We start from the raw sequence: 21,322 nt of genomic DNA on the forward strand, positions 1-21,322 counted from the left end.
TTATTTTCAGATAATCATTGTGCAGCTACTCCTTTTTATTTGTAACGTTGCAAGGTTCCGTTTTCAAATTCCAGCGTTTTGCCATTGTAGAACCAAGTTTCGAAACGACTGTCTTTTTTCAGCTCGATTTCTATCGGATCACCAATGGATAAACGACATTCTACCGTACTCATCCCTGCCTCTAAATCTCCCCGGGAGATAATCTGCCAACGGCTTTCTGTAATGCCCGGATATTTCTTATGTATATCCTCGAATCCGAAAAAGTCCTCGATATAATTATCATTTTTGACAATCACGTCATATTTCAGATCTGTTTCCAATTCATAGCTTGCCCCGTCCCTGTCCGTTAATGACAGGGTAGCCAAGCTGCCGGGAGGAGATAATTTAATCTCTTTTATTTGCAGAACCGTATATCGGGGCAAGTGAACACGCGATTCGGTCTGCTTATCTTCAAAAGATACGATTCTTTTGGCTGGCAGCATCTTTTTAGGATAAACGGTCATTCCCAAGTATTTATTTTTCAGGCTTTCAATAGTACCCAGACTCTTATTAGTGAAACTGAATGCATTTGAAAAATATTTCATTCTCTTTTCGCCTTGAAAATCATTCAGGTCCATGCCGGAGTTCGTTCGCGAGAGAGCGACTTCCAGATAATAAGAATGTCCCTGTGTATCTTTGAATACGATTTTCACTGGATATGCCTGACTGCCGACTCCAATAGCGGTAATTGTAGCTTCCGTATTGACAGGAATTGCTATATCCCGATAGCCGGAATAATTGTTGGCATCGTCTACCCGGGCACTTTCAGATTGTATATAGACAGTTTTCCCTACTAACAACTCTTTGGCAGTATCTACATCTTTCAGATAAACTAATCCATTGATACCGGCACGGGGAGCCTTCTCGCAAATCTCGTCCAGCCTCATGTTCTTTATGTCATAATAATATTTTCCTCCCTCACATTCGAATACGAAGCGAGTGGAATAGTTGGTCCCGGTTGATATATTTTGAGCCTTCTCTTCTGTTCCCGTGAAAGTGAGAATCTTGTGCTTCAGCAGGCTGTTGTCTATTCCTTTGTCGGTGTCGTAGCTGGAAAGAGTAGGAAGGAACATGTTCCGTGTAGAAGGAACAAACATGAACTTCATTCCGGGTGTCCATTTACACAGCGGTTGCAGTGGAAAGTTATTCTTGATGAATTGTTCTTCTTCGCCTACAGGGATTTTCTGCGTGGAAGGAGTAGTGACAATGTAATTACTTTGAGCTGTGATAGGACACGTGCCACAACAGAATAGAATTAAAGACAGGACAATTATTCTCATATTTGTTTACTTTAAGTGAACTATGTAAATTGTTCGTTTGTTGTATATCTACTGGCAAATGTATATATTTTATGTTGTATTGGATGTTATTTTCCAATCTTTTTGATATCTTTGCCCCCGATTTTAACTTAAACGTTATAACAATATGAAGAAAGTATTTGTTTCAATTTGCATTGCTGGTGCAGCACTTGCAATGTCTTCGTGCCGTTCGGTTGAGAAGGCAATCCCCCTGTCATCTATCAATGGTGAATGGAATATTATAGAAGTCAACGGCTCGAAAATTGCTCCGGGCGAAAGTAGAACCCTTCCTTTTATCGCTTTTGATACAGCGACCGGTCGTGTGTCCGGCAATAGCGGATGTAATCGTATGATGGGCAGTTTCGATGTAAATGCGAAGCCGGGAAGCCTTGAACTTACAGGGATGGCTAGTACCCGAATGATGTGTCCGGATATGACTACTGAAAATAATGTATTGAATGCTTTTGCGCAAGTAAAAGGATACAAGAAGGCAGGTAAAGATAAGATGTATCTTTGCAATTCGTCCAACCGTCCGGTTGTTGTTCTACAAAAGAAGGAGGCTGATGTGAAACTTTCGGTTTTGAATGGAGAATGGAAAATAAAAGAAGTGAATGGTGAAGCAATTCCTTCCGGAATGGAAAAACAACCTTTCATTGCTTTTGATGTGAAGAAAAAGACCATTCATGGCAATGCCGGATGTAATTTGATTAATGGTGGTTTTGAAACCAGTACAAGTAATGCCAAATCTATTTCTTTCCCGGGAGTAGCAAGTACAATGATGGCTTGTCCTGATATGGAGACAGAAGGTAAGGTGCTGAAAGCTATCAATGAAGTGAAATCATTCGATGTGTTGTCCGGTGGTGGCATTGGTTTGTATGACGCAAACGGTGCATTGGTCATCGTGCTGGAAAAGTAATAGATAAGAGTTATATATAATAGGATATGCCTGTGTCGCACTTGACGATACAGGCATATTTTTTTTCCTTTATCGAACCAGAGCCGCCTGTATTTGTTTAAAGAAACAGTTGCTGATTGACTTTGAATATGACTATGTCAGCAGTGTTTATTTATTAAAACTGTCTTTTTGGCAGATATTATGTCATGCATTCGTATAATTTCCTTTTGGCACACGGTTTGCTTTTTAATAAGCGTCCGTTCGCGGCGAAGCTCCCTGATAAGAGCAGAGAAACAACCGGACAAAAAGAAATCATTGAATAAATAATAAATAAAAAAATAACGATCATGGGAAAAATTATTGGTATTGACTTAGGAACTACAAACTCTTGTGTTGCCGTATTTGAAGGTAACGAACCTGTAGTAATTGCAAACAGTGAAGGTAAGCGTACAACTCCTTCTGTTGTCGCTTTCGTTGATGGTGGCGAACGTAAAGTGGGTGATCCTGCAAAACGTCAGGCTATTACGAACCCTACACGTACAATCTTCTCTATCAAACGTTTCATGGGTGAAACTTGGGATCAGGTACAAAAAGAAGTGACTCGTGTTCCTTATAAAGTAGTGAAAGGTGACAACAACACTCCGCGTGTTGACATCGACGGACGTCTGTATACTCCGCAGGAAATCTCTGCAATGATTCTTCAGAAAATGAAGAAGACTGCCGAAGACTACCTTGGACAGGAAGTAACAGAAGCAGTCATCACCGTTCCTGCTTATTTCTCCGACTCTCAACGTCAGGCTACAAAAGAAGCCGGACAGATTGCCGGTCTGGAAGTAAAACGTATTGTAAACGAACCGACAGCCGCAGCTCTTGCTTACGGTCTGGATAAGGCTCACAAAGATATGAAGATTGCTGTATTCGACCTTGGTGGTGGTACATTCGATATCTCTATCCTCGAATTCGGTGGTGGTGTATTTGAAGTACTTTCTACAAACGGTGATACTCACCTTGGTGGTGACGACTTCGACCAGGTAATCATCAACTGGTTGGTACAGGAATTCAAGAACGACGAAGGGGCTGACTTGACTCAGGATCCGATGGCTTTGCAACGTCTGAAAGAAGCTGCTGAAAAAGCTAAGATTGAGCTTTCTTCTTCTACAAGTACAGAAATCAACTTGCCGTATATCATGCCGGTAGGTGGTGTGCCTAAGCACTTGGTGAAGACTTTGACTCGTGCAAAATTCGAATCTCTGGCTCACGAATTGATTCAGGCTTGTCTTGAACCATGTAAGAAAGCAATGAGCGATGCAGGTTTGAGCAATGCTGATATTGATGAAGTAATCCTTGTTGGTGGTTCTTCTCGTATTCCAGCTGTTCAGAAGTTGGTAGAAGATTTCTTCGGCAAGACTCCTTCTAAAGGTGTGAACCCGGATGAAGTGGTAGCTATTGGTGCTGCTGTACAGGGTGCTGTTTTGACAGATGAAATCAAAGGTGTAGTATTATTGGATGTTACTCCGTTGTCAATGGGTATCGAAACACTGGGTGGTGTGATGACTAAGTTGATCGACGCTAACACTACCATTCCGGCTCGTAAGAGTGAAACATTCTCTACTGCTGCTGATAATCAAAGTGAAGTTACGATTCATGTATTGCAGGGAGAACGTCCGATGGCCGCTCAGAATAAATCAATCGGTCAGTTCAATTTGTCAGGTATTGCTCCGGCCCGTCGTGGTGTTCCTCAAATTGAGGTTACATTCGATATCGATGCGAACGGTATCTTGAAAGTATCTGCTAAAGATAAGGCTACTGGTAAAGAACAAGCTATCCGTATCGAAGCATCCAGCGGTTTGAGCAAGGAAGAAATCGAAAAGATGAAGGCTGAAGCTGAAGCTAATGCTGAAGCAGATAAGAAAGAACGTGAAAAGATTGACAAGCTGAACCAGGCTGACAGCGTAATCTTCCAGACTGAAAATCAGTTGAAGGAATTAGGTGATAAGTTGCCTGCTGATAAGAAAGCTCCGATTGAAGCTGCTTTGCAGAAATTGAAAGATGCTCACAAAGCACAGGACTTGGCTGCTATCGATACTGCTATGGCAGAAATCAATACTGCCTTCCAGGCTGCAAGTGCTGAAATGTACGCACAGGGTGGTGCACAAGGTGGTGCACAGGCTGGTCCTGATATGAACGGTGGTGCCGGCCAGCAAGATAACAGCAAGCACGGAGATAATGTTCAGGATGCTGACTTCGAGGAAGTGAAATGATTTCGATAAGAAACTAATTTATAATAAATTAATAAGAAAAAAGCGTGCAGCTCAATGAGTTGCACGCTTTTGTACTTTTGTATTTTGGGGATTCATGGTTGTTATCTTACAAAGAAAGAACCAAATCTGCTAAAAGAACGGCTGTTTCTGATTCATTTTTTGGTGCATCTTTGGGCTTCCATGCTACAATGAACCGTACAGATGCGGATTTCACCTTATAACCTCTTTCTTCCCACTCTGATAATGTGTCTTGCATTTTTAATGATAACCTTGCTACAGGTTTATTAGTTGATGAGCTATACAAAAAGAAATCATTATAATTCAAAGAATCTCCACCTCTTAATGCTAAAACTTCCTGCTTACGTTCTTTGAAGAATCCTAGATAGACATCTTTATGAGAGAGTTGTAGTACAATTTCTTCGGGCATGTCATACTGTCGTTGGTCGACAAAATATCGGTCTGTACTTAAACGATTAAAGCAGTCACCGTTCGTATGTATAAACAGCCGGTTTTTCGCACGAGTTATTCCTACATAGTATTTGCGCATCAGATAGGCATCTTTTGAATAATTATCAGATACTAGTATATACACGTCGTCAAACTCTCTACCCTTGGCTTTATGAATGGTTGATACCACTACTTCTGCTCCTGAAACATCACAAAAGTCTTCCACCGATGATTCAAATACAAACTCTTTGAAGTCACAGAGGTATTTTGCTTTGTTGGTTTGTTCAAACTGCTCTACACAACGCTTTACATATGTCAGACTTAGACTACCATCATAAGCAGAAAAGGTTGCATGTTTGGCTTCCTCCCATAATTCTTCTGGAATTAGAGGCGTTTTTACTCGTTTGTCTATATACCGCAAGAGATACCTTATTTCGGCCATATTCCAGAAGCGCAAACCGTCCATCGACTGTATTAATTTGCTATTTATGCCATGTTTCCGCAAAAGAGCCATCAGGATAACAGCCTCTTCGTTTGTTTGGGTGAGTACACACGAAGTACCTTTGTCTTTATGTTGAAGTAATTTTTCAACGAGCGGCTGATACATATACTTTGATTGATGGCGTGTTACTTCGACCCAACCCTCTTCTTTTCTCATGGAGATAATTGGCGTACTTTTTATTCTTTTATCAATGGTTCTCAAGAATCCGTTGGCAAAATTCACCGGATGGTGTGCACTGCGGTAATTTTCGGTCATCTCGACAAATTTACTTCCGCTTTCTTGTGTTAGTCGGTACATATAGTCAGAATCAGATCCACGGAATTCATAGATGTTTTGGTCATCATCTCCCACTGCTATCACACGCATTTCCTCGTTGTTGGCCATCAAAGCCCTTAACAGTGCATATTCTTCGACTCCCATATCCTGAGCTTCGTCTATGACCAGTACCGTCTTGCCTATTTTGTTTGGCTCTACTTCTCCTTGACAGATCATTTCGGCTGCTTTTGCAACGACACTTTTTGCATCTTCAAGATTTCCTATCCGCCCCAAAAGGTCGAAACAATAGGAGTGGAATGTCTTTATTTCAATAAAATGGGCTGCATTGCCTATCAATTCCATGAGTCTCTGTTTGAATTCAGTAGCCGCTGCCCTTGAAAATGTCAACATCAAAAGTTGCTCGTGTTTTACGTCTTCAAGTAGCAGAAGTGAAGCAAGTTTGTGAACCAATACTCGTGTTTTTCCGCTGCCAGGTCCGGCTGCAACCACAATGCAACGTGAATCCTTATCGGAAATAATCTCCATTTGACGTTTGGATAGCTGCCCGAACAACTGCTTGTATTTCTGTGGCGTCAAGTTACGTTGTATTTCGCTTACTCTGTCCCCTTTGAAGTATTTTGTAATAAACTTCCTGTAATCCATTTGGAAATAGTCTTGAACATATCTCAGGGCTGTGTTGTAATCCCTAACCATCAGATTAGCATATTCGCCCACAATATGTACTTGCTGAATCTTCTGTTTGTAGAATTCGTTGAGCATCCGGTAATCATCCTGCTTGTATCTCGATTTGTTGTCCTTTATTCTTTGGATATTCATGGCGTTATAAAGAACCAAGAAACCGCCTTCAAGTTTTAGCGCACCGATTTTTGATAAGTACAGAAGTGCTTCTTCCACGTCTTCCAATTGAATGTCATCAAGTCCGCCAAAAAGGGATTGGGGGCTTGATTTTATTTGATTCAGAAGTTCTACTACAGAAAATTGGATAGCCTTATTGGGTGAATTTCCCGTTTCCGTATCTGAGGCGATCCTGTATAGCCATTCTATGGCGAAACGACTTATTTCCAATCGTTTTTCAAAACGCTTGATGGTTGATTCCAAGTCTGCCTGACGACTTATTTCTATATTACGAACTGCATCCTCTTTTTTGCGGGTATAGCCCTTGACGGTGAGGAAATAGAGTAGTGTCCGAATATCTTTTTCTTTGGATGTATTGATCCCGTTGTTTACTGCATTGTCATTCAGTTGCTTGCATGATATTCTCAAGGACTCGTCAGGAATATGGCTGAGGATATATTGTTCAAGTTTTGCAAAACGTTCGAGGAGTGTTTGCGACTTTCGTTCCGAGTCACCTGCATCCAGTAAATAAGCAGATATATCTTTGCTGTCTGCCAATATGCCTTCTTGTCGCATTCGTTCCACTACGGATATTACTTCTCTTTTGCTTATTCCCAAAATGTCTGCCAGATAATCAATCCGTGACTCTGCTTCTGAATCTTGGGCTTTGGCAATGTGTTTTTGGGATATCAATGATTTGATGATTCGGACTGCCTTTTCTATTTCGTCACGGTCGAAGAGTAGTGACATTGATATACGCTTTCTTGCTTCATCCATATTCTTTACCGTGATGCCTGTGGCATATACGTGAGGCACATTATTTCCTCTTATCAAGTATCCACTTTGTTCCAAAGCTGCTAATGCTGTTCGTACACGGGTTTCAATATCAGATACCGAATCGTCCCATCCTGCCTGCCTGGCAATTTCCAATGCAGAACAGCTGACTTTCATACGTTGTCTGGTAAGGTCTTTTATGGCTTTCCATACCTGTTGTATTTCACTGATGCTTAGTTTTGTTTGGTTTAATAGTATAAAATGCTTGTCCAAATCATTGTCACTATAAAGCACATAACAACGCGCGCTGAGGCTGGGATCACGACCGGCTCTACCTGCTTCTTGAACGTAGTTCTCCAGCGAATCGGAAATGTCATAATGTACGACAAGACCGACATCTTTTTTGTCGACTCCCATACCAAATGCAGACGTAGCTACGATGATGTGTACTTGGTCATTCATGAATGCGTCTTGGTTGGCAATTTTTTCATCTGATTCCATTTTACCATTGAAAGGTAGTGCCTTATAACCGTCACGAGTCAATTTGGTTGCCAGTTCTTCAGTCCGTTTGGTACGTGATACGTAAATGATTGTCGGACAATTGGATTCAGCCACAAGTTCTCTTAACTTTAAATATTTATCATTGTCACTATCGGCATGTACGACGGAATAACGCAGATTTGTTCTTGAGGCTGTTGATGCGAATAATTCTAAGTCTAAATTTAATGTTTGTTTGAAATAGTCGCAGATGTCTTGTACTACTTTTTGTTTTGCCGTAGCCGTAAAGCAGGATACGGGTATTGGATTCTTGCATTTTTTCTTTTGCTGGTATTCTCGGATGAATTTACCTATGTAGAGATAGTCAACCCTGAAATCCTGCCCCCATGAAGAAAAGCAATGCGCTTCGTCTATCACAAATCTTACAACATGGCGTGCTATCAATATTTTCTCGATAGTTTTTGAACGAAGCATTTCGGGAGATATATACAAAAGTGAGGCTTCTCCGTCTTGGACTCTTTGTATGGACAGTGCTCTTGTGATGGGGTCTAACATTCCATTTATGGTCACGGCATCCGTGATGCCTCTATCGGCAAGGTTGTCTACTTGGTCTTTCATTAGTGACTGCAAGGGGGAGATAACAACCGTAAGCCCATGCACAGAACGTCCTGCCATGAGTGCTGGTAACTGGAAGGTAAGTGATTTGCCTCCACCAGTAGGAAATATCGCCAGCAACGATTTGCCTTTTACCGCAGCTTGAGCTGCTTGTTCTTGCAGTGGCTCGCCTTCGTATGTTCGAAAGCGTTCATATCCGAAAAATATTTTTAAGTTATGAAGCACATCCAGTTGCGTATTGCAGTAGTCACAGCCTTCCCGGCAACTGGTGTGGCGCAGGAGCTTTACAATAAATTCCACTTCCGGATAATTGTAAAGTACCCATCCGGGAGTGATGGAACGATAATCAGTAGTATCAATTAGAGCCAATGCGTATGCCAATCCGCATGGATATTGTTCGATGAGCATGTCAAGGTCAGTATGTTGGCAAATCTTTCCTGCATACAGTTTGTTTATAAGTTCAGGTATTCCTTCATTGATATACTCCGCATTCATTATGCTGAGAAATCCCTCAAACTCTTTTTTGCCCTTTAGTAGCGATGCGAATAGTATGCGCTTTTCTTTTGGCAATGAATTCCAGCATGCTATTTCGTCCAGTAACAAGTCGTTTGCTTTCTTGCAATCGTTCACCGGATTGTTCATCTGTTCACTAATCAGTTTGTCATCTTTCACAAGCCTGTGGTAAGGGCGTTCCGGGAACAATAAAGGCGAGACATAAAGTGTGTCAACTAAAATCCAGCGGCATGTTTTGTCTGTGAACAGATATTTGGCATCATGATGAATGATATTGTGACCGCAGATGTAGTCTATATCACAAAGAAAATCAAACAATTCATCTTTGGAAGTTTTATGGAATGTCGTGCCATTGTGTAGGAGTGCCCCTATATCATGGATTTTATGATCTTTCAAGCCAACTTCAACATCTACTATGGCATAGTTTGAGGCACTAAATGGTACAGATGTAATTTTATTACCGATGGCATTGTTTCTGTCCTCAGTTTTCTTGATTCCTATGAGTCTGCTCCATATTGACATATAATAAATTGTTTTATAATTTGAACTTATTATGTATCTGCATCGTTTTCTTATTGTTGTTCGGGTATAATGCTCCAATATTACATACAAAGGTAAGGATAAAACTGAATAATCTGTTAAAATGACCGTTTCCTTTTTATTTTTGGTATAACAGAATAACATGTAATGGGTATGAGAACAATTTATCTTCTATTATTTCCCTTGTTTTTTATAGTATCCTATTCTGGCTTAGATACCAATTACGTTAAGTACAGTATTTTTCTAATCTTTTCCCGGTTGCCCACAATCCAAACGAGATCTCCTAATTGGAAAGTTGTGTCTTTATCCAGGGTAATCAGTTCGTCATTTCGTTCAATAGCTACAACAATACTGTCATGCTTCTCTCCTAAATGAGACTGAGCGATGGTCTGATTTAAAAAGCGGAATTCTTCGTCTACCGTGAAAGAGTGGAGAGTTATCTTTTTATCCATTGCATCTGTATCTGATGTGTTTTTTACATCTTCTATTCTATTTCTGAATTCCTGTAATTGCGTATCTGTACCAACTACTGTCAATTTATCCTGCGGATAGATGTGTTCAGAGCTTTTCGGTATATATATGTTCAGATCGCCACGAGTGATTGCGACGACATTTACTCCAAAATTTTGCCTGAATGAAAGTTCTCCTAAAGACTTACCGATATAATCGGAATAAGGCGATACGAGGATAGATGTCAAATCAAGGTCTTTATCATTGAATTCGCTATTGAAACTTGTTTTTAGCGGGTGCCGTTTTTTAGCTACCTCTTCCCGTCGGTTAAGATTGGCAAGGAATCTTGTTTCCAATCGTGAATATTGCGTGAGATCTTCCCTAAGAATAAGAATCAATGCTACCACGGCTATGGCAATAATCACACTTATTCCCCAGTTTAGTTTAAAGTAGCTGATGACTACACTAGTGATAAAGAAAAGAGCAACAGATACACGTCCCAGAACCAGGGAAACCAGGCGTCCGTGATTGTAATTCTCGTCTCTCCATAGCTTCAGGAATAATTCCGAAGAGTTGTATTTGTTGGAGATGAGCGCCCATAAAAAAGGAGTCATAAGTAGAAGAGTACCCAGACACATCACCAGGTTGATCCATACAGTGACAGGAGCAAACATTTCGTTGATGGCGGGATAAATGATTTGTATCGACAGCAGCCAAATAGCAGTGAGCAGTACGCTATAGATAACAACTCTCCCAATCATGTTTTTTAGTAATTTCTTCCAGTCACTATCGTGGTTCATGGTCTTCTTGCCGGAAGCATAACGATCTAATGTCTCCTGTACTTTAGTAGGCAATATTTTGTAAAGCCATTCGGCAAAAGGATTGGCTAAACGGATAAAGTAAGGAGTCGTGAAAGTGGTGATGACAGATACAGCCACAATGATAGGTGAAATAAACGGATCAAGCACTTTGAGCGAAACACCCAGTCCGGCAATGATGAAAGCAAACTCTCCGATTTGTGCCAGGCTGAATCCGGATTTGATGGAAGTATTCAGTGGTTCTCCGGATAAGAGTACGCCAAACGAAGAGAAAATGGCTTTGCCGATAATGGTAACCAGTGTAATGATGATGACAGGCCAGGCGTATTCTACCAATACAGCCGGATTCACCAGCATACCGACCGAAACGAAAAAGATAGCTCCAAAGAGGTCTTTTACCGGTTGTATGATATGTTCGATGTGTTCGGCCTCGATGGTTTCGGCAAGGATAGATCCCATGATAAATGCTCCTAGTGCTGTTGAAAAACCTGTATAAGTAGCCAATACTACCATTCCCAGACAAAGACCGAGAGAAACAATCAGAAGAGTCTCGTTATTCATCAACTTCTTTGCTTTTTTGAGAAAAGCCGGAATAACGAAGATACCTATGAGAAACCACAGGATTAAAAAGAAAACGACCTTGAGTACACTTATCAGCAAATCTTCACCCACAAAGTCCTGACTTACTGCCATTGTGGAAAGAAGCACCATCATTAAGATAGCAATCAGGTCTTCCACTACCAGGGTACCGAATACGATACCGGTAAAACGTTGGTTACGCAATTCCAGATCATTGAAGGCTTTGATAATGATTGTAGTGGATGACATAGACAACATTCCCCCCAGGAAAATGGAATTCATGGTGCCCCATCCTAATAATTGTCCCACCAAATACCCAATGAGTAACATGCTGATTACTTCGGTGATAGCCGTAATAAAAGCTGTGGAACCTACATTCATGAGCTTCTTAAAACTAAACTCCAGTCCGAGTGCAAAGAGCAGGAATATAACACCTATTTCTGCCCATATATTGATATTCTCAATATCTCCTACTGTAGGGAAAATATTAATATAAGGACCTGCCAGCAATCCGGCAATAATGTAACCTAAGACTAAAGGCTGTTTTAGCCATTTGAACAACAAGGTTATAATACTGGCCGATATTAATATCAGCGCAAGGTCGGCAATCAAAGTTGGCAAGTGTGACATTAGGTGTGGGTTTATTTATTATAACATTCCTGATAGATAATATGTTTCCATCTATAAAAAGATGGAAACAATATAATAAATAGCTGCAGCTAAGAGTCCACTGACTGGAATTGTAAGAATCCAGGCAGTCATGAGGCTTTTGGTTACTCCCCAACGAACGGCAGAGAGGCGTTTAGTTGCACCTACTCCAATAATCGCTCCTGTGATAGTATGTGTGGTACTAACGGGGATTTTCAACATTTCCGTAATGTAGAGAGTGAAAGCACCTGCTGTTTCGGCAATCACTCCTTCCAGTGGGGTTACCTTGGTAATTTTTGTTCCCATTGTTTTCACTATCTTCCAGCCACCGGACATCGTACCGAGTGAAATTGCTGTGAAGCACGAAAAAGCAACCCAGTCGGGAAGGTCATTGATGCTGTTGATACCCATGCCCAATCCCATTGAATGGCCGGCTATCATGGCAGCGGCAATAATACCCATTACTTTCTGTGAATCGTTCAAGCCATGTCCGACGCTGAAGAGGGCGGAGGATACGAGTTGTAACCTCTTGAACCATTGCTCGGCTGTGTGGGGATGTGCGCGTCGGCAGATGTAGAGGACAAACAGGGTGAAACCGAAAGCAATGACCATTCCGATAAAAGGAGCCAGAAAGATAAAGGCTGCAATTTTAAGAATGATGTTAAGCTGAATTGCTTCAAATCCGTTTGCCATAATGGCAGCTCCTGCAAAACCTCCGATAAGGGTGTGTGAGGAAGAAGACGGAATCCCTTTCCACCAGGTAACCAGGTTCCAAGTGATAGCCGCTATAATTCCTGCTAATATAATGGGCAGGGTGATATATTGCTCTACCACAGTCTTGGATACTGTATTGGCGATACCGAATCCACCTATTATATATTTGGCAATGAAAAAGGCTACGAAGTTGAAGAAAGCAGCCCATATTACAGCTTGAAAGGGAGTAAGCACCCTGGTAGATACGATGGTAGCTATTGAGTTTGCTGCATCGTGAAAGCCGTTGATATAATCGAATATCAGAGCCAGAATGATGATAGTCACTAATAATTCCATGTGTTCCGGCTTGCTTTATGCGTACTTTACAATCAGGTTTTTGAGAATCTTACCTACATGCTCTGCAGCATCGGTCGTTTTTTCCAGTTCATGCATGATCTCCTTTATTTTGATAAGTTCAATGCAATCTTTTTCCTCTTCGAAAAGTTTGGTGATAAAGAATTCGTATACATCATCCGCCTGGTTCTCGATTTCATGCAGTTTGGAGCAGTATTCGCGGAGAAGAGTCGGTTTCTTACGGAATGTTTCGAGTTCGTCCATGGCTTTGCATATATAGATCGCTTCCTCCTGAATCAAACGGCTCAACTCTTTGCCATTCTCTGAAATAGGACGGGGATTGTAAATAGAGATTCGTTTGGCACAACTGTTTATTCCGTCAATGACGTCATCCATGCAGGAAGCTAAGTCATGAATATCTTCGCGGTCGAAAGGAGTGATAAAGGTAGTACCTAATTCATCAAAAATCAGGTGTGTCAGTCTGTCGCCTTCCCGTTCCAGGTCTTTGATTTTTTTGTAGTAGTCCGAACGTTCTGTAGGTGAGTCATGTTGCAAGCTTTCTATTAAAACAACTGATGCTTCGCAGAGCACTTCTGATAGCTGTTTCAGTAAAGGGAAAAATTTGGGCTCCTTTGGAGTAAACCGGCTAAAAAAAGAATTTTTCATAAGTGTAAAAACTTTAAATTGTTTTTTCTTCTCTATTTATATTAGTAACAAATGAATACAGATTATAGTTTGCTGTTTTTAAGATTTTAGTTTGGCACGTACTACCTCTATAATGGCAGGCAATACAGAGATAAATATGATGGCTACAATCAGTAACTTCAGGTTTTCCTGCACAAACGGAAGGTCGCCGAAGAAATAACCAGCATAACAGAATACGGCAACCCAGAGCGCACCACCAACTAAATTATACATCATAAAATAGTAGTAATTCATCTTTCCCATTCCTGCTACGAAAGGTGCAAATGTGCGTACTATCGGGACAAATCTGGCTAGAATAATTGTTTTCCCACCATACTTTTTATAGAACTCGTGTGTTTTCTCCAGATAACTTTGTTTGAATATCCTGGAATTGGGATTATTAAACAGCTTTCGACCGAAGAAATGTCCTATCATGTAATTGCAGGAATCGCCTAATACGGCAGCGGCAAATAAGATAATGACAAGTATATGCACGCTGATGGGCATATCGGGTAATGCTGAAATGGCTCCTGCAACGAAGAGTAAAGAATCACCGGGAAGAAAAGGAGTGACCACTAATCCGGTTTCACAGAAGATGATAAAAAACAAGATGGCGTATGTCCAGGCATGATAATCACGCACAATCATCACCATATATTGATCGATATGAAGTATAAAATCCAATAAAAAGTCCATTTTATATACTTTGGTTATTATTGTAATGAAAGAATGTTATAGGCTTCCAGACCATAGTGAATTCTTTTTTCACTCAAATGGTGGATGCAAACAGAAAGTGGGGCATAAAAGACTTGAATTGTCCTATGCCGAAAAAAGATATAAAATGGCTAAATGAGTATGTGTCCTAATGAATAGATATGATATCTATCGGAATATTTAAAAAGATTGGTATAATATGAAAAACCTGTCCATTGATTTTTAGGAAGTTGAATCTTTAGCGAGCTTAGTATGCGGATAGTGACAGAAGGAATATTGAATCTTAGTATTTTTAAGGGAGAGAGGTGGCGGAAGGAAAATGGATTTAAAACGCCGTTATCGTTATTGTAATTTTGCTTTCCGGCGTATTCTTTTGTCTTGACTAGTTTCTGTTCTTGATCCAGTTGTATAATGCTAGCTTTAGAGGTATATGAATTGGAATAGGTTTGTATGCCGTTACTACCGGCTTCTAACCGGTATGCCTCTTGTGCTTCGTCGGAAATCAGATGGAATCCCCAACACAGAAATACGCCTAATAGTATACAAAATATGTACTTCATCATAACGGCCGCAAAGGTAGAAACTATTTTTATATGAAATACATATTCACAAGCATAATTAACAATTATATCAGTGATTACCGGGAATTATTCTTTGAAGTTGCTTATCGTAAATTTCATCGGAGTATATGTTATCCCATTGGTACATTGTTTCCCGGCAATTTTATCGAAGCCCAGACTTTGATAAAAAGGAATAGCGTATGTGGATGAATTAACCGTCATTTCATTTACCGGGCAATGCTTGATTGCAAAATTGAATAATTGTTTGCCGATGCCTTTACGGTGGTGTTCTTTTCCGATGAAGAACAGGGATAGATGCTTCCCTTCATTCTTCGTTCCCATAATGCCTACTAGATTTTCATTGTCAAAAGCCCCGTAAATCACTAATTCATTCATAAGTTGCTCACTAAAGATAAAACTTTTGAATGAATTCAAACCTTCTTCATCGAAGTCTTCCGCTCCACATTGTATATATACCTCCAATGCTAATGAGGTAGCCCGGTCATATTCGGTCTTGTCTAATTTGCGTATCATGGCGATTGCTTTTATCATTAATCTGCCGGGAAATTTACTATTAATTCCCGGATATAACATTGGAATATGATTTCTTTTTCTTTTTTTTGTAAAAGCTGTAGGGTATTTCCAGTCTGAGCGCTCTTATAAATAGAAACGTAATTTATTTACCTTTAAAAAGCATCAGTATGAAGAATGTAGAAAAACACTTGGTTGGATGGCTGTCAGTTTGTTTGCTGCTTTGTAGCTTTCCTGTGTGGGCGCAAGGAGATGCCGGAGATTATCTAACAATCGTTGGTATGGTGAAAGACAAGCAAAATAAAAAAGCTCTGGAGAACGTAAATGTATCTGTGCATGGCAGTAATATCGGCACTGTGACGAATGCGGAAGGAGAATTTGCTTTGAAAATCAAAAAAACAGAAGCGCCGCGCGAACTGGAGATTTCACATATAGGTTATGTAAATAATCATATCTCTCTGGAGAAAGAAACACCCTCTAAGTTGACGGTTTGGCTGACACCTCATGCCAACCTGCTGAATGAAGTGGTGGTGTTTGCTGAAAATCCACGTATGATTGTAGAGAAGGCAATCAGTAAGATTCCTCTAAATTATAGTGATAAGCGTGATATGCTGACGGGATTTTATCGGGAGACTGTACAGAAAGGGCGTCGGTATATTGGTATATCGGAGGCTGTGATCGATGTGTCCAAAACAGCCTACACTAATAGAAATACTAATTATGACAAAGTAAGGGTGGTGAAGGGACGTCGCCTGCTTAGCCAGAAAGCGAGTGATACATTAGCTGTCAAGGTTGTTGGCGGCCCTAACTTGAGCATCACTTTGGATGTTGTGAAGAACAAGGGAGCATTACTCGATATGGAAGAATTGAATAATTATGAGTTCTGGATGGCGGAATCCATGCTTATAGATAACCGTATGCAGTATGTTATTAATTTCCGCCCGAAGGTAATCCTCATGTATGCTCTCTTGTATGGCAAATTATATATCGATCGTGAACGCTTGTCATTTACCCGTATAGAGATGAGTCTGGACATGCAGGATAAATCGAAGGCAACCACTGCCATTCTATATAAAAAACCTCTCGGTTTAAGATTCAAGCCGCAAGAGCTGTCCTACCTGGTCACTTATAAAGATGTGGAGGGAAAAACTTATCTGAATTATATTAGCAACACAATCCGTTTCAAATGTGACTGGAAGAAGAAACTGTTTTCCACAAGCTATACAGTAGCTTCCGAAATGGTCGTGACCGACAAGAAAGAAGGAATGTTGGAGACTATTCCCAACAAAGAAGCCTTCAGCTTGAATCAAATATTCTATGATAAAGTAGACGAATATTGGAGTCCGGACTTTTGGGGAAACTACAATATCATCGAACCTACGGAATCTTTGGAGCACGCAGTGGATAAATTAAAAAAGCAATCGAATTGAAACAGGGATAGTTTTCTTATATTTGAGGTCAATCATAAAGAAAAGCAAGTATGCTGGATGAACTGCTCATACTAAAAAAGATAAAGGGAGGTGACATAAAAGCGTTTGAGGAACTCTTTCGCCGTTACTATTTTCCTCTTTGCTGTTATGCGGCAGGCATTACCGGGCAAATGGAAGTGGCTGAAGAGATTGTGGAGGAACTTTTTTATGTACTTTGGAAAGAAAGAGAGCGCTTACAGATCTTTCAGTCCGTTAAAAGTTACTTATATAGAGCGACTCGTAATCAATCTTTGCAGTATTGCGAACACGAGGAAGTTCGGAACAGATACCGTGAAACTGTATTGACCACTTCCAACCCAGAGCAGTCAACAGATCCTCATCAACAGATGGAGTATGAGGAATTGGAGAGATTCATAAATGGAACCCTTGAAAAGCTGCCGGTTCGCAGACGGAGGATTTTTGAGATGCATCGTCTGGAAGGGCGGAAATATGTCGAGATAGCGACGCAGCTTTCGCTTTCTGTTAAGACGGTAGAGGCTGAAATGACAAAAGCCCTCCGGACATTGCGAGAAGAAGTAGAAATTTATATTCACATGAAGTGATGAAAACAGATATTTATAAAATAAAGACAGATCAGGCGTGGAATCGATTGTATAATCGCTTGGACAATGACCGTTTACTTGCGAAAGTGGATGAAGGCCACCATACACGTAAATATTCACAATGGATCAGGTACGGAGCAGTTGCCGCCGTTTTGATAGGCGTCATTTGGGGAACTTTGTATTGGGTGACCGGTTCTGATAAAGAACTGGCACAGCATCTTCTTACACAGGAAAATCAAGGTGTTTCCACTTTGGCAACGACTCTCGAAGACGGTTCTGTCGTACTCTTGGCAAAAGAAACTTCCCTGTTATATCCGAAACATTTTATTGCTGATAAACGGGAAGTGAGTCTACAGGGAAATGCGTTCTTTGACGTAGCAAAGAAGCAGGGACAACCCTTTTGGATTGATACGGAGCAAGCTAAGATTGAAGTGCTAGGTACTGCTTTCAGTGTACAAAGTGATGAAAATGCTCCGTTCCGTTTATCCGTACAAAGAGGGATAGTGAAGGTTACTCTAAAAAAAGGAAATCAGGAGTGTTATGTAAAAGTGGGGGAAACGGTAGTAGTGCGATCACAACGATTAGTCGTTTTGGATACAGATAAGGAGAATGAAGAGTGGGGCAGCTTCTTTAAGCATATACGATTTAAAGATGAATCGTTAGCAAACATTCTGAAAGTCATGAATCTGAATTCGGATAGTTTGCAAATACAAGTTGTCTCACCGGCATTGGAGGAACGTCGGCTGACTGTCGAATTCTCTGACGAATCTTCTGAAGTTATAGCTAATCTGATAGCTAATGCGCTCGGTCTGCAATGTATCCGGCAAGGAGATATTCTTTTATTATCGGAATAGAACTCATTAAAGTTGGGAAAAATGAAACAGGCTTATCATTATCTGTCCGTTCTGCTGATACTCTTCTTCTTCGTCGATATGATGAGAGCGGATGGAAGTGATGTGCTGGAACGTATAGTCAGACTTCCCAAGATAAAAGGTACTGTTTATTCATTGTTGAGTGATGTCTCTCAACAGTCGGGATATATGTTTATTTATGATAGTAAAGTCATTGATAATGATGCAGTAGTGAAGATAAAGGGAGGCGAACGTTCCATTCGTCAGGCAGTGTATGACATCGTAGGAAATACCAGTCTGGAGTTTCAAGTGATGGGCACTCACATCCTGATTACTCTCCCTTCGGAGAAAAAGGTACGTGTGCAACAAGGTTTTGTTCCGGAACAGATAACAAACTTTGTCATTACCGGTACTTTGCTGGATAAGGAGACAGGAATACCTATCTCTTCTGCTACTGTTGGAGTGCGAGGAACATCTATTGGCAGTATAACGAATCAGAATGGAGATTTTAAACTGTCTTTACCCGATTCTTTGAAAAATGATTCGATTACTTTTTCTCATATAGGTTATCTTTCACAAGACATAGAGTTTGCTTTGCTGATTGGACGGCACAATATACTTAGTCTCGAACCTAAAGTTGTCCCTTTGCAGGAAGTGGTGATTCGTCGAAGTGATCCAAAGAAACTTTTGCGTGAAATGATTGAGCGGCGGAATAAGAATTATTCGCATACTCCGGTATATCTGACTGCTTTTTATCGTGAAGGAGTTCAGTTGAAAAACAAATTTCAAAACTTGTCGGAAGCTGTGTTTAAGGTTTATAAGACATCCTCATATTCTTCTGTACCGGATCAGGTGAAGTTGTTGAAGATGAGTCGGCTAAGTAATGTAGAAGCAAAAGACAGCTTGCTTGTAAAAGTAAAATCCGGAATTCAGGCTTGTATCCAAATGGATATCATCAAAGATATGCCCGAGTTCCTGACTCCTAGTGTAGAGAAGGGTATTTATGACTATACTTCAGAAGGAGTAACATTTTTAGAGGACCGATTTGTAAATGTGGTGCATTTTGAGCAGAAAAAGGGAATCAGCGAACCTCTTTTTTGTGGAGAGCTATTTCTTGATTCCGAGACAAGTGCTCTATTGCAAGCCCGTCTGGAAGTTCATCCTGTATATGTGAAGAATGCGGCAGGTATGTTTGTCGAAAGGCGTACGCGTAACGTGCGAATGATTCCTCAAAAGGTGGTATATACAATTTCTTATAAACCGTGGCAAGGGACTTATTATATACACCATATCCGTGGAGATCTTCATTTCAAAGTGAAACGGGCAAAAATGCTGTTCGGCAGCCGGGATCTTCATATCTGGTTTGAGATGATTACTTGTAAGGTGGATACCGAACAAGTGGTCGTATTTCCCCGTACAGACAGATTGCCCACCCGTACCATCTTCTCTGACACCTATTTCAAATATGATGAGAACTTTTGGAAGGACTTCAACGTGATCCCATTGGAAGAGGAAATCAGTAAACTGATAGAAAAGATCTCTTTGAAGATAGAAGAAATAGGTGATTGATTTGTTTTGTCATTCAATGAGATTGCTGTACCTTTGCATCCGGTTTAAAAGATTGTATGTTATGGAATTACCAAAAGATCCGATGATGTTGTTCAGCGTCATCAATATGAAGTTACGTGATTGTTATTCTTCACTTGACGAACTTTGTGAAGATATGAATGTGGACAAGGATGAATTAGTGAATCAGTTGAAAGCCGTGGGCTTTGAATATAGTGTAGAACACAATAAGTTCTGGTAATCATTTTCTTGTTTACAACTTATAGATAAACTACTAAAAGTGCCTTCATCGCCTTTACAAAGGATATGGAGGCACTTTTTATATCTTATGCGCACTTCTCTCTTACTCTTTCTTGTTAATAAAAGCAAAATGCGGATTCCCGTATTTAACTTCCCCGCTCTTCTTCGTTCTAACTAATAAAGCTCAGAAAAAGAATTGATGATAAACGAGAATAAAATTCGTGAAGCTTGTGCCTCGAATCGCGAACGGGGATTCAAGATGTTGATGGACTCTTTTCAGGTACCGATATATAATTATATCCGTAGACTGGTCGTATCTCATGAAGATGCGGAGGATGTGCTTCAGGAAGTCTTTATCCGGGTGTTCCGGCATATCGATCAGTTTCGCGAAGAAAGTTCACTGTCAACCTGGATTTACCGGATTGCCACGAATGAGAGTTTACGCTTGCTGAACGGTCGTAAAGATGAGGGAGTTGTTTCTGCAGAAGATGTTCAGGAAGAGTTGATGGGCAAGTTGAAGGCTTCCGATTATATTGATTATGAAAATGAGCTGGCAGTGAAGTTTCAGGAGGCCATTCTAAGTTTGCCTGAAAAGCAACGGCTTGTATTCAACTTACGTTATTACGATGAACTTGAATATGAAGAGATTGCCCGTGTACTGGATAGCAAAGTGGATACACTAAAAGTGAATTACCACTATGCGAAAGAGAAGATTAAGGAATATATATTAAACAGATAGAATGATGAAAAAGGATTTTGATTTTGACGATATTGGTAAACGGACACCCTACCGTACTCCTGAAGGATTCTTCGAGGATGTGCAGCGAAAGGTGATGGAGCGCGCCGGAGTGAAGCAACAGCGGAAATCTCACATGAAGCTGATTATTTCTACGGTGATTACCATAGCAGCAGTATGGGTCGGATTTCTGTTTGTTCCATCTTTGAGACAGGCAGATGAGGTTAAAACACCTTCTTCGAAAGTATTAGCCAATGGTACGGAACCTGTAGATAAATGGATTAAAGAACTATCGGATGAGGAGTTGGAAGAGCTCGTCAGCTTCTCTGAAAATGATATATTTTTGAATTAAGTAACTCAATCATTATTTTAAA

General features: G+C 40.5%; 17 protein-coding genes. 9 read left to right on the plus strand and 8 right to left on the minus strand.

Annotation, left to right across the window (positions count from 1 at the left end; translation table 11 throughout):
- Positions 1-35: 35 nt before the first annotated feature.
- Positions 36-1,319, minus strand: coding sequence for a hypothetical protein (locus tag H8796_RS13545; protein ID WP_117931911.1), 1,284 nt, complete (start codon positions 1,317-1,319; stop codon positions 36-38).
- Between the two features lie 145 nt (positions 1,320-1,464).
- Between H8796_RS13545 and H8796_RS13550 the strand changes: the two genes are divergently transcribed.
- Positions 1,465-2,253 carry an META domain-containing protein gene (locus H8796_RS13550; RefSeq protein ID WP_004313951.1) on the plus strand — a complete coding sequence of 263 codons (789 nt, stop codon included), beginning with the start codon at positions 1,465-1,467 and terminating at the stop codon, positions 2,251-2,253.
- Between the two features lie 326 nt (positions 2,254-2,579).
- Complete coding sequence (dnaK, locus tag H8796_RS13555; RefSeq protein ID WP_117931913.1) at positions 2,580-4,493, plus strand: molecular chaperone DnaK; 1,914 nt, start codon at positions 2,580-2,582, stop codon at positions 4,491-4,493.
- 106 nt (positions 4,494-4,599) lie between these two features.
- Here the strand turns inward: dnaK and H8796_RS13560 are convergent, their stop codons facing one another.
- The 7 genes from H8796_RS13560 to H8796_RS13590 all read right to left on the minus strand — a co-directional run bounded on the left by H8796_RS13560 (position 4,600) and on the right by H8796_RS13590 (position 15,526).
- Positions 4,600-9,474: a RecQ family ATP-dependent DNA helicase gene (locus H8796_RS13560; protein ID WP_117931933.1), complete on the minus strand. Its 4,875-nt coding sequence runs from the start codon at positions 9,472-9,474 to the stop codon at positions 4,600-4,602.
- Between the two features lie 239 nt (positions 9,475-9,713).
- Positions 9,714-11,969 (minus strand): cation:proton antiporter, encoded by a 2,256-nt coding sequence (locus H8796_RS13565; protein ID WP_117931935.1) that lies wholly within the window; start codon positions 11,967-11,969, stop codon positions 9,714-9,716.
- Between the two features lie 51 nt (positions 11,970-12,020).
- Positions 12,021-13,037 (minus strand): inorganic phosphate transporter, encoded by a 1,017-nt coding sequence (locus H8796_RS13570; RefSeq protein WP_004312492.1) that lies wholly within the window; start codon positions 13,035-13,037, stop codon positions 12,021-12,023.
- Positions 13,038-13,052: 15 nt separating this feature from the next.
- On the minus strand, positions 13,053-13,700 hold the full coding sequence (locus H8796_RS13575) for a DUF47 domain-containing protein (RefSeq protein WP_004325331.1): 648 nt from the start codon (positions 13,698-13,700) through the stop codon (positions 13,053-13,055).
- 78 nt (positions 13,701-13,778) lie between these two features.
- Positions 13,779-14,414 carry a DedA family protein gene (locus H8796_RS13580; RefSeq protein WP_004305686.1) on the minus strand — a complete coding sequence of 212 codons (636 nt, stop codon included), beginning with the start codon at positions 14,412-14,414 and terminating at the stop codon, positions 13,779-13,781.
- Between the two features lie 149 nt (positions 14,415-14,563).
- Entirely contained in the window at positions 14,564-14,995 is a 432-nt protein-coding gene (locus H8796_RS13585) for a hypothetical protein (protein WP_009000719.1), read from the minus strand.
- Between the two features lie 84 nt (positions 14,996-15,079).
- Positions 15,080-15,526: a GNAT family N-acetyltransferase gene (locus tag H8796_RS13590; protein WP_032843206.1), complete on the minus strand. Its 447-nt coding sequence runs from the start codon at positions 15,524-15,526 to the stop codon at positions 15,080-15,082.
- 167 nt (positions 15,527-15,693) lie between these two features.
- Between H8796_RS13590 and H8796_RS13595 the strand changes: the two genes are divergently transcribed.
- The 7 genes from H8796_RS13595 to H8796_RS13625 all read left to right on the plus strand — a co-directional run bounded on the left by H8796_RS13595 (position 15,694) and on the right by H8796_RS13625 (position 21,300).
- Complete coding sequence (locus H8796_RS13595) at positions 15,694-16,953, plus strand: carboxypeptidase-like regulatory domain-containing protein (RefSeq protein WP_117971757.1); 1,260 nt, start codon at positions 15,694-15,696, stop codon at positions 16,951-16,953.
- A gap of 50 nt (positions 16,954-17,003) precedes the next feature.
- Positions 17,004-17,555, plus strand: coding sequence for an RNA polymerase sigma-70 factor (locus tag H8796_RS13600; RefSeq protein ID WP_004305689.1), 552 nt, complete (start codon positions 17,004-17,006; stop codon positions 17,553-17,555).
- Complete coding sequence (locus H8796_RS13605) at positions 17,555-18,409, plus strand: FecR family protein (RefSeq protein WP_117931939.1); 855 nt, start codon at positions 17,555-17,557, stop codon at positions 18,407-18,409. The genes H8796_RS13600 and H8796_RS13605 overlap by 1 nt, the downstream gene beginning before the upstream one ends.
- Positions 18,410-18,430: 21 nt before the next feature.
- Entirely contained in the window at positions 18,431-19,975 is a 1,545-nt protein-coding gene (locus tag H8796_RS13610) for a carboxypeptidase-like regulatory domain-containing protein (protein WP_117931941.1), read from the plus strand.
- A gap of 61 nt (positions 19,976-20,036) precedes the next feature.
- Positions 20,037-20,213, plus strand: a complete 177-nt coding sequence (locus H8796_RS13615; protein ID WP_004302174.1) for a DUF4250 domain-containing protein — start codon at positions 20,037-20,039, stop codon at positions 20,211-20,213.
- Positions 20,214-20,411: 198 nt separating this feature from the next.
- Entirely contained in the window at positions 20,412-20,951 is a 540-nt protein-coding gene (locus H8796_RS13620; RefSeq protein ID WP_004302175.1) for an RNA polymerase sigma factor, read from the plus strand.
- Between the two features lie 4 nt (positions 20,952-20,955).
- Positions 20,956-21,300 carry a hypothetical protein gene (locus H8796_RS13625; RefSeq protein WP_117932470.1) on the plus strand — a complete coding sequence of 115 codons (345 nt, stop codon included), beginning with the start codon at positions 20,956-20,958 and terminating at the stop codon, positions 21,298-21,300.
- Positions 21,301-21,322: the final 22 nt, after the last annotated feature.

Source organism: Bacteroides sp. M10, from assembly GCF_014334015.1.
GTDB classification, from domain to species: Bacteria; Bacteroidota; Bacteroidia; order Bacteroidales; family Bacteroidaceae; genus Bacteroides; species Bacteroides intestinigallinarum.

Coding starts and splice junctions, on each gene's coding strand:
- H8796_RS13625 (WP_117932470.1), top strand. CDS start 20,956: ATGAAAAAGGATTTTGATTTTGACGATATTGGTAAACGGACACCCTAC.
- H8796_RS13545 (WP_117931911.1), bottom strand. CDS start 1,319: ATGAGAATAATTGTCCTGTCTTTAATTCTATTCTGTTGTGGCACGTGT.
- dnaK (WP_117931913.1), top strand. CDS start 2,580: ATGGGAAAAATTATTGGTATTGACTTAGGAACTACAAACTCTTGTGTT.
- H8796_RS13550 (WP_004313951.1), top strand. CDS start 1,465: ATGAAGAAAGTATTTGTTTCAATTTGCATTGCTGGTGCAGCACTTGCA.
- H8796_RS13585 (WP_009000719.1), bottom strand. CDS start 14,995: ATGATGAAGTACATATTTTGTATACTATTAGGCGTATTTCTGTGTTGG.
- H8796_RS13615 (WP_004302174.1), top strand. CDS start 20,037: ATGGAATTACCAAAAGATCCGATGATGTTGTTCAGCGTCATCAATATG.
- H8796_RS13595 (WP_117971757.1), top strand. CDS start 15,694: ATGAAGAATGTAGAAAAACACTTGGTTGGATGGCTGTCAGTTTGTTTG.
- H8796_RS13590 (WP_032843206.1), bottom strand. CDS start 15,526: ATGATACGCAAATTAGACAAGACCGAATATGACCGGGCTACCTCATTA.
- H8796_RS13605 (WP_117931939.1), top strand. CDS start 17,555: ATGAAAACAGATATTTATAAAATAAAGACAGATCAGGCGTGGAATCGA.
- H8796_RS13580 (WP_004305686.1), bottom strand. CDS start 14,414: ATGGACTTTTTATTGGATTTTATACTTCATATCGATCAATATATGGTG.
- H8796_RS13565 (WP_117931935.1), bottom strand. CDS start 11,969: ATGTCACACTTGCCAACTTTGATTGCCGACCTTGCGCTGATATTAATA.
- H8796_RS13560 (WP_117931933.1), bottom strand. CDS start 9,474: ATGTCAATATGGAGCAGACTCATAGGAATCAAGAAAACTGAGGACAGA.
- H8796_RS13610 (WP_117931941.1), top strand. CDS start 18,431: ATGAAACAGGCTTATCATTATCTGTCCGTTCTGCTGATACTCTTCTTC.
- H8796_RS13570 (WP_004312492.1), bottom strand. CDS start 13,037: ATGGAATTATTAGTGACTATCATCATTCTGGCTCTGATATTCGATTAT.
- H8796_RS13600 (WP_004305689.1), top strand. CDS start 17,004: ATGCTGGATGAACTGCTCATACTAAAAAAGATAAAGGGAGGTGACATA.
- H8796_RS13575 (WP_004325331.1), bottom strand. CDS start 13,700: ATGAAAAATTCTTTTTTTAGCCGGTTTACTCCAAAGGAGCCCAAATTT.
- H8796_RS13620 (WP_004302175.1), top strand. CDS start 20,412: ATGATAAACGAGAATAAAATTCGTGAAGCTTGTGCCTCGAATCGCGAA.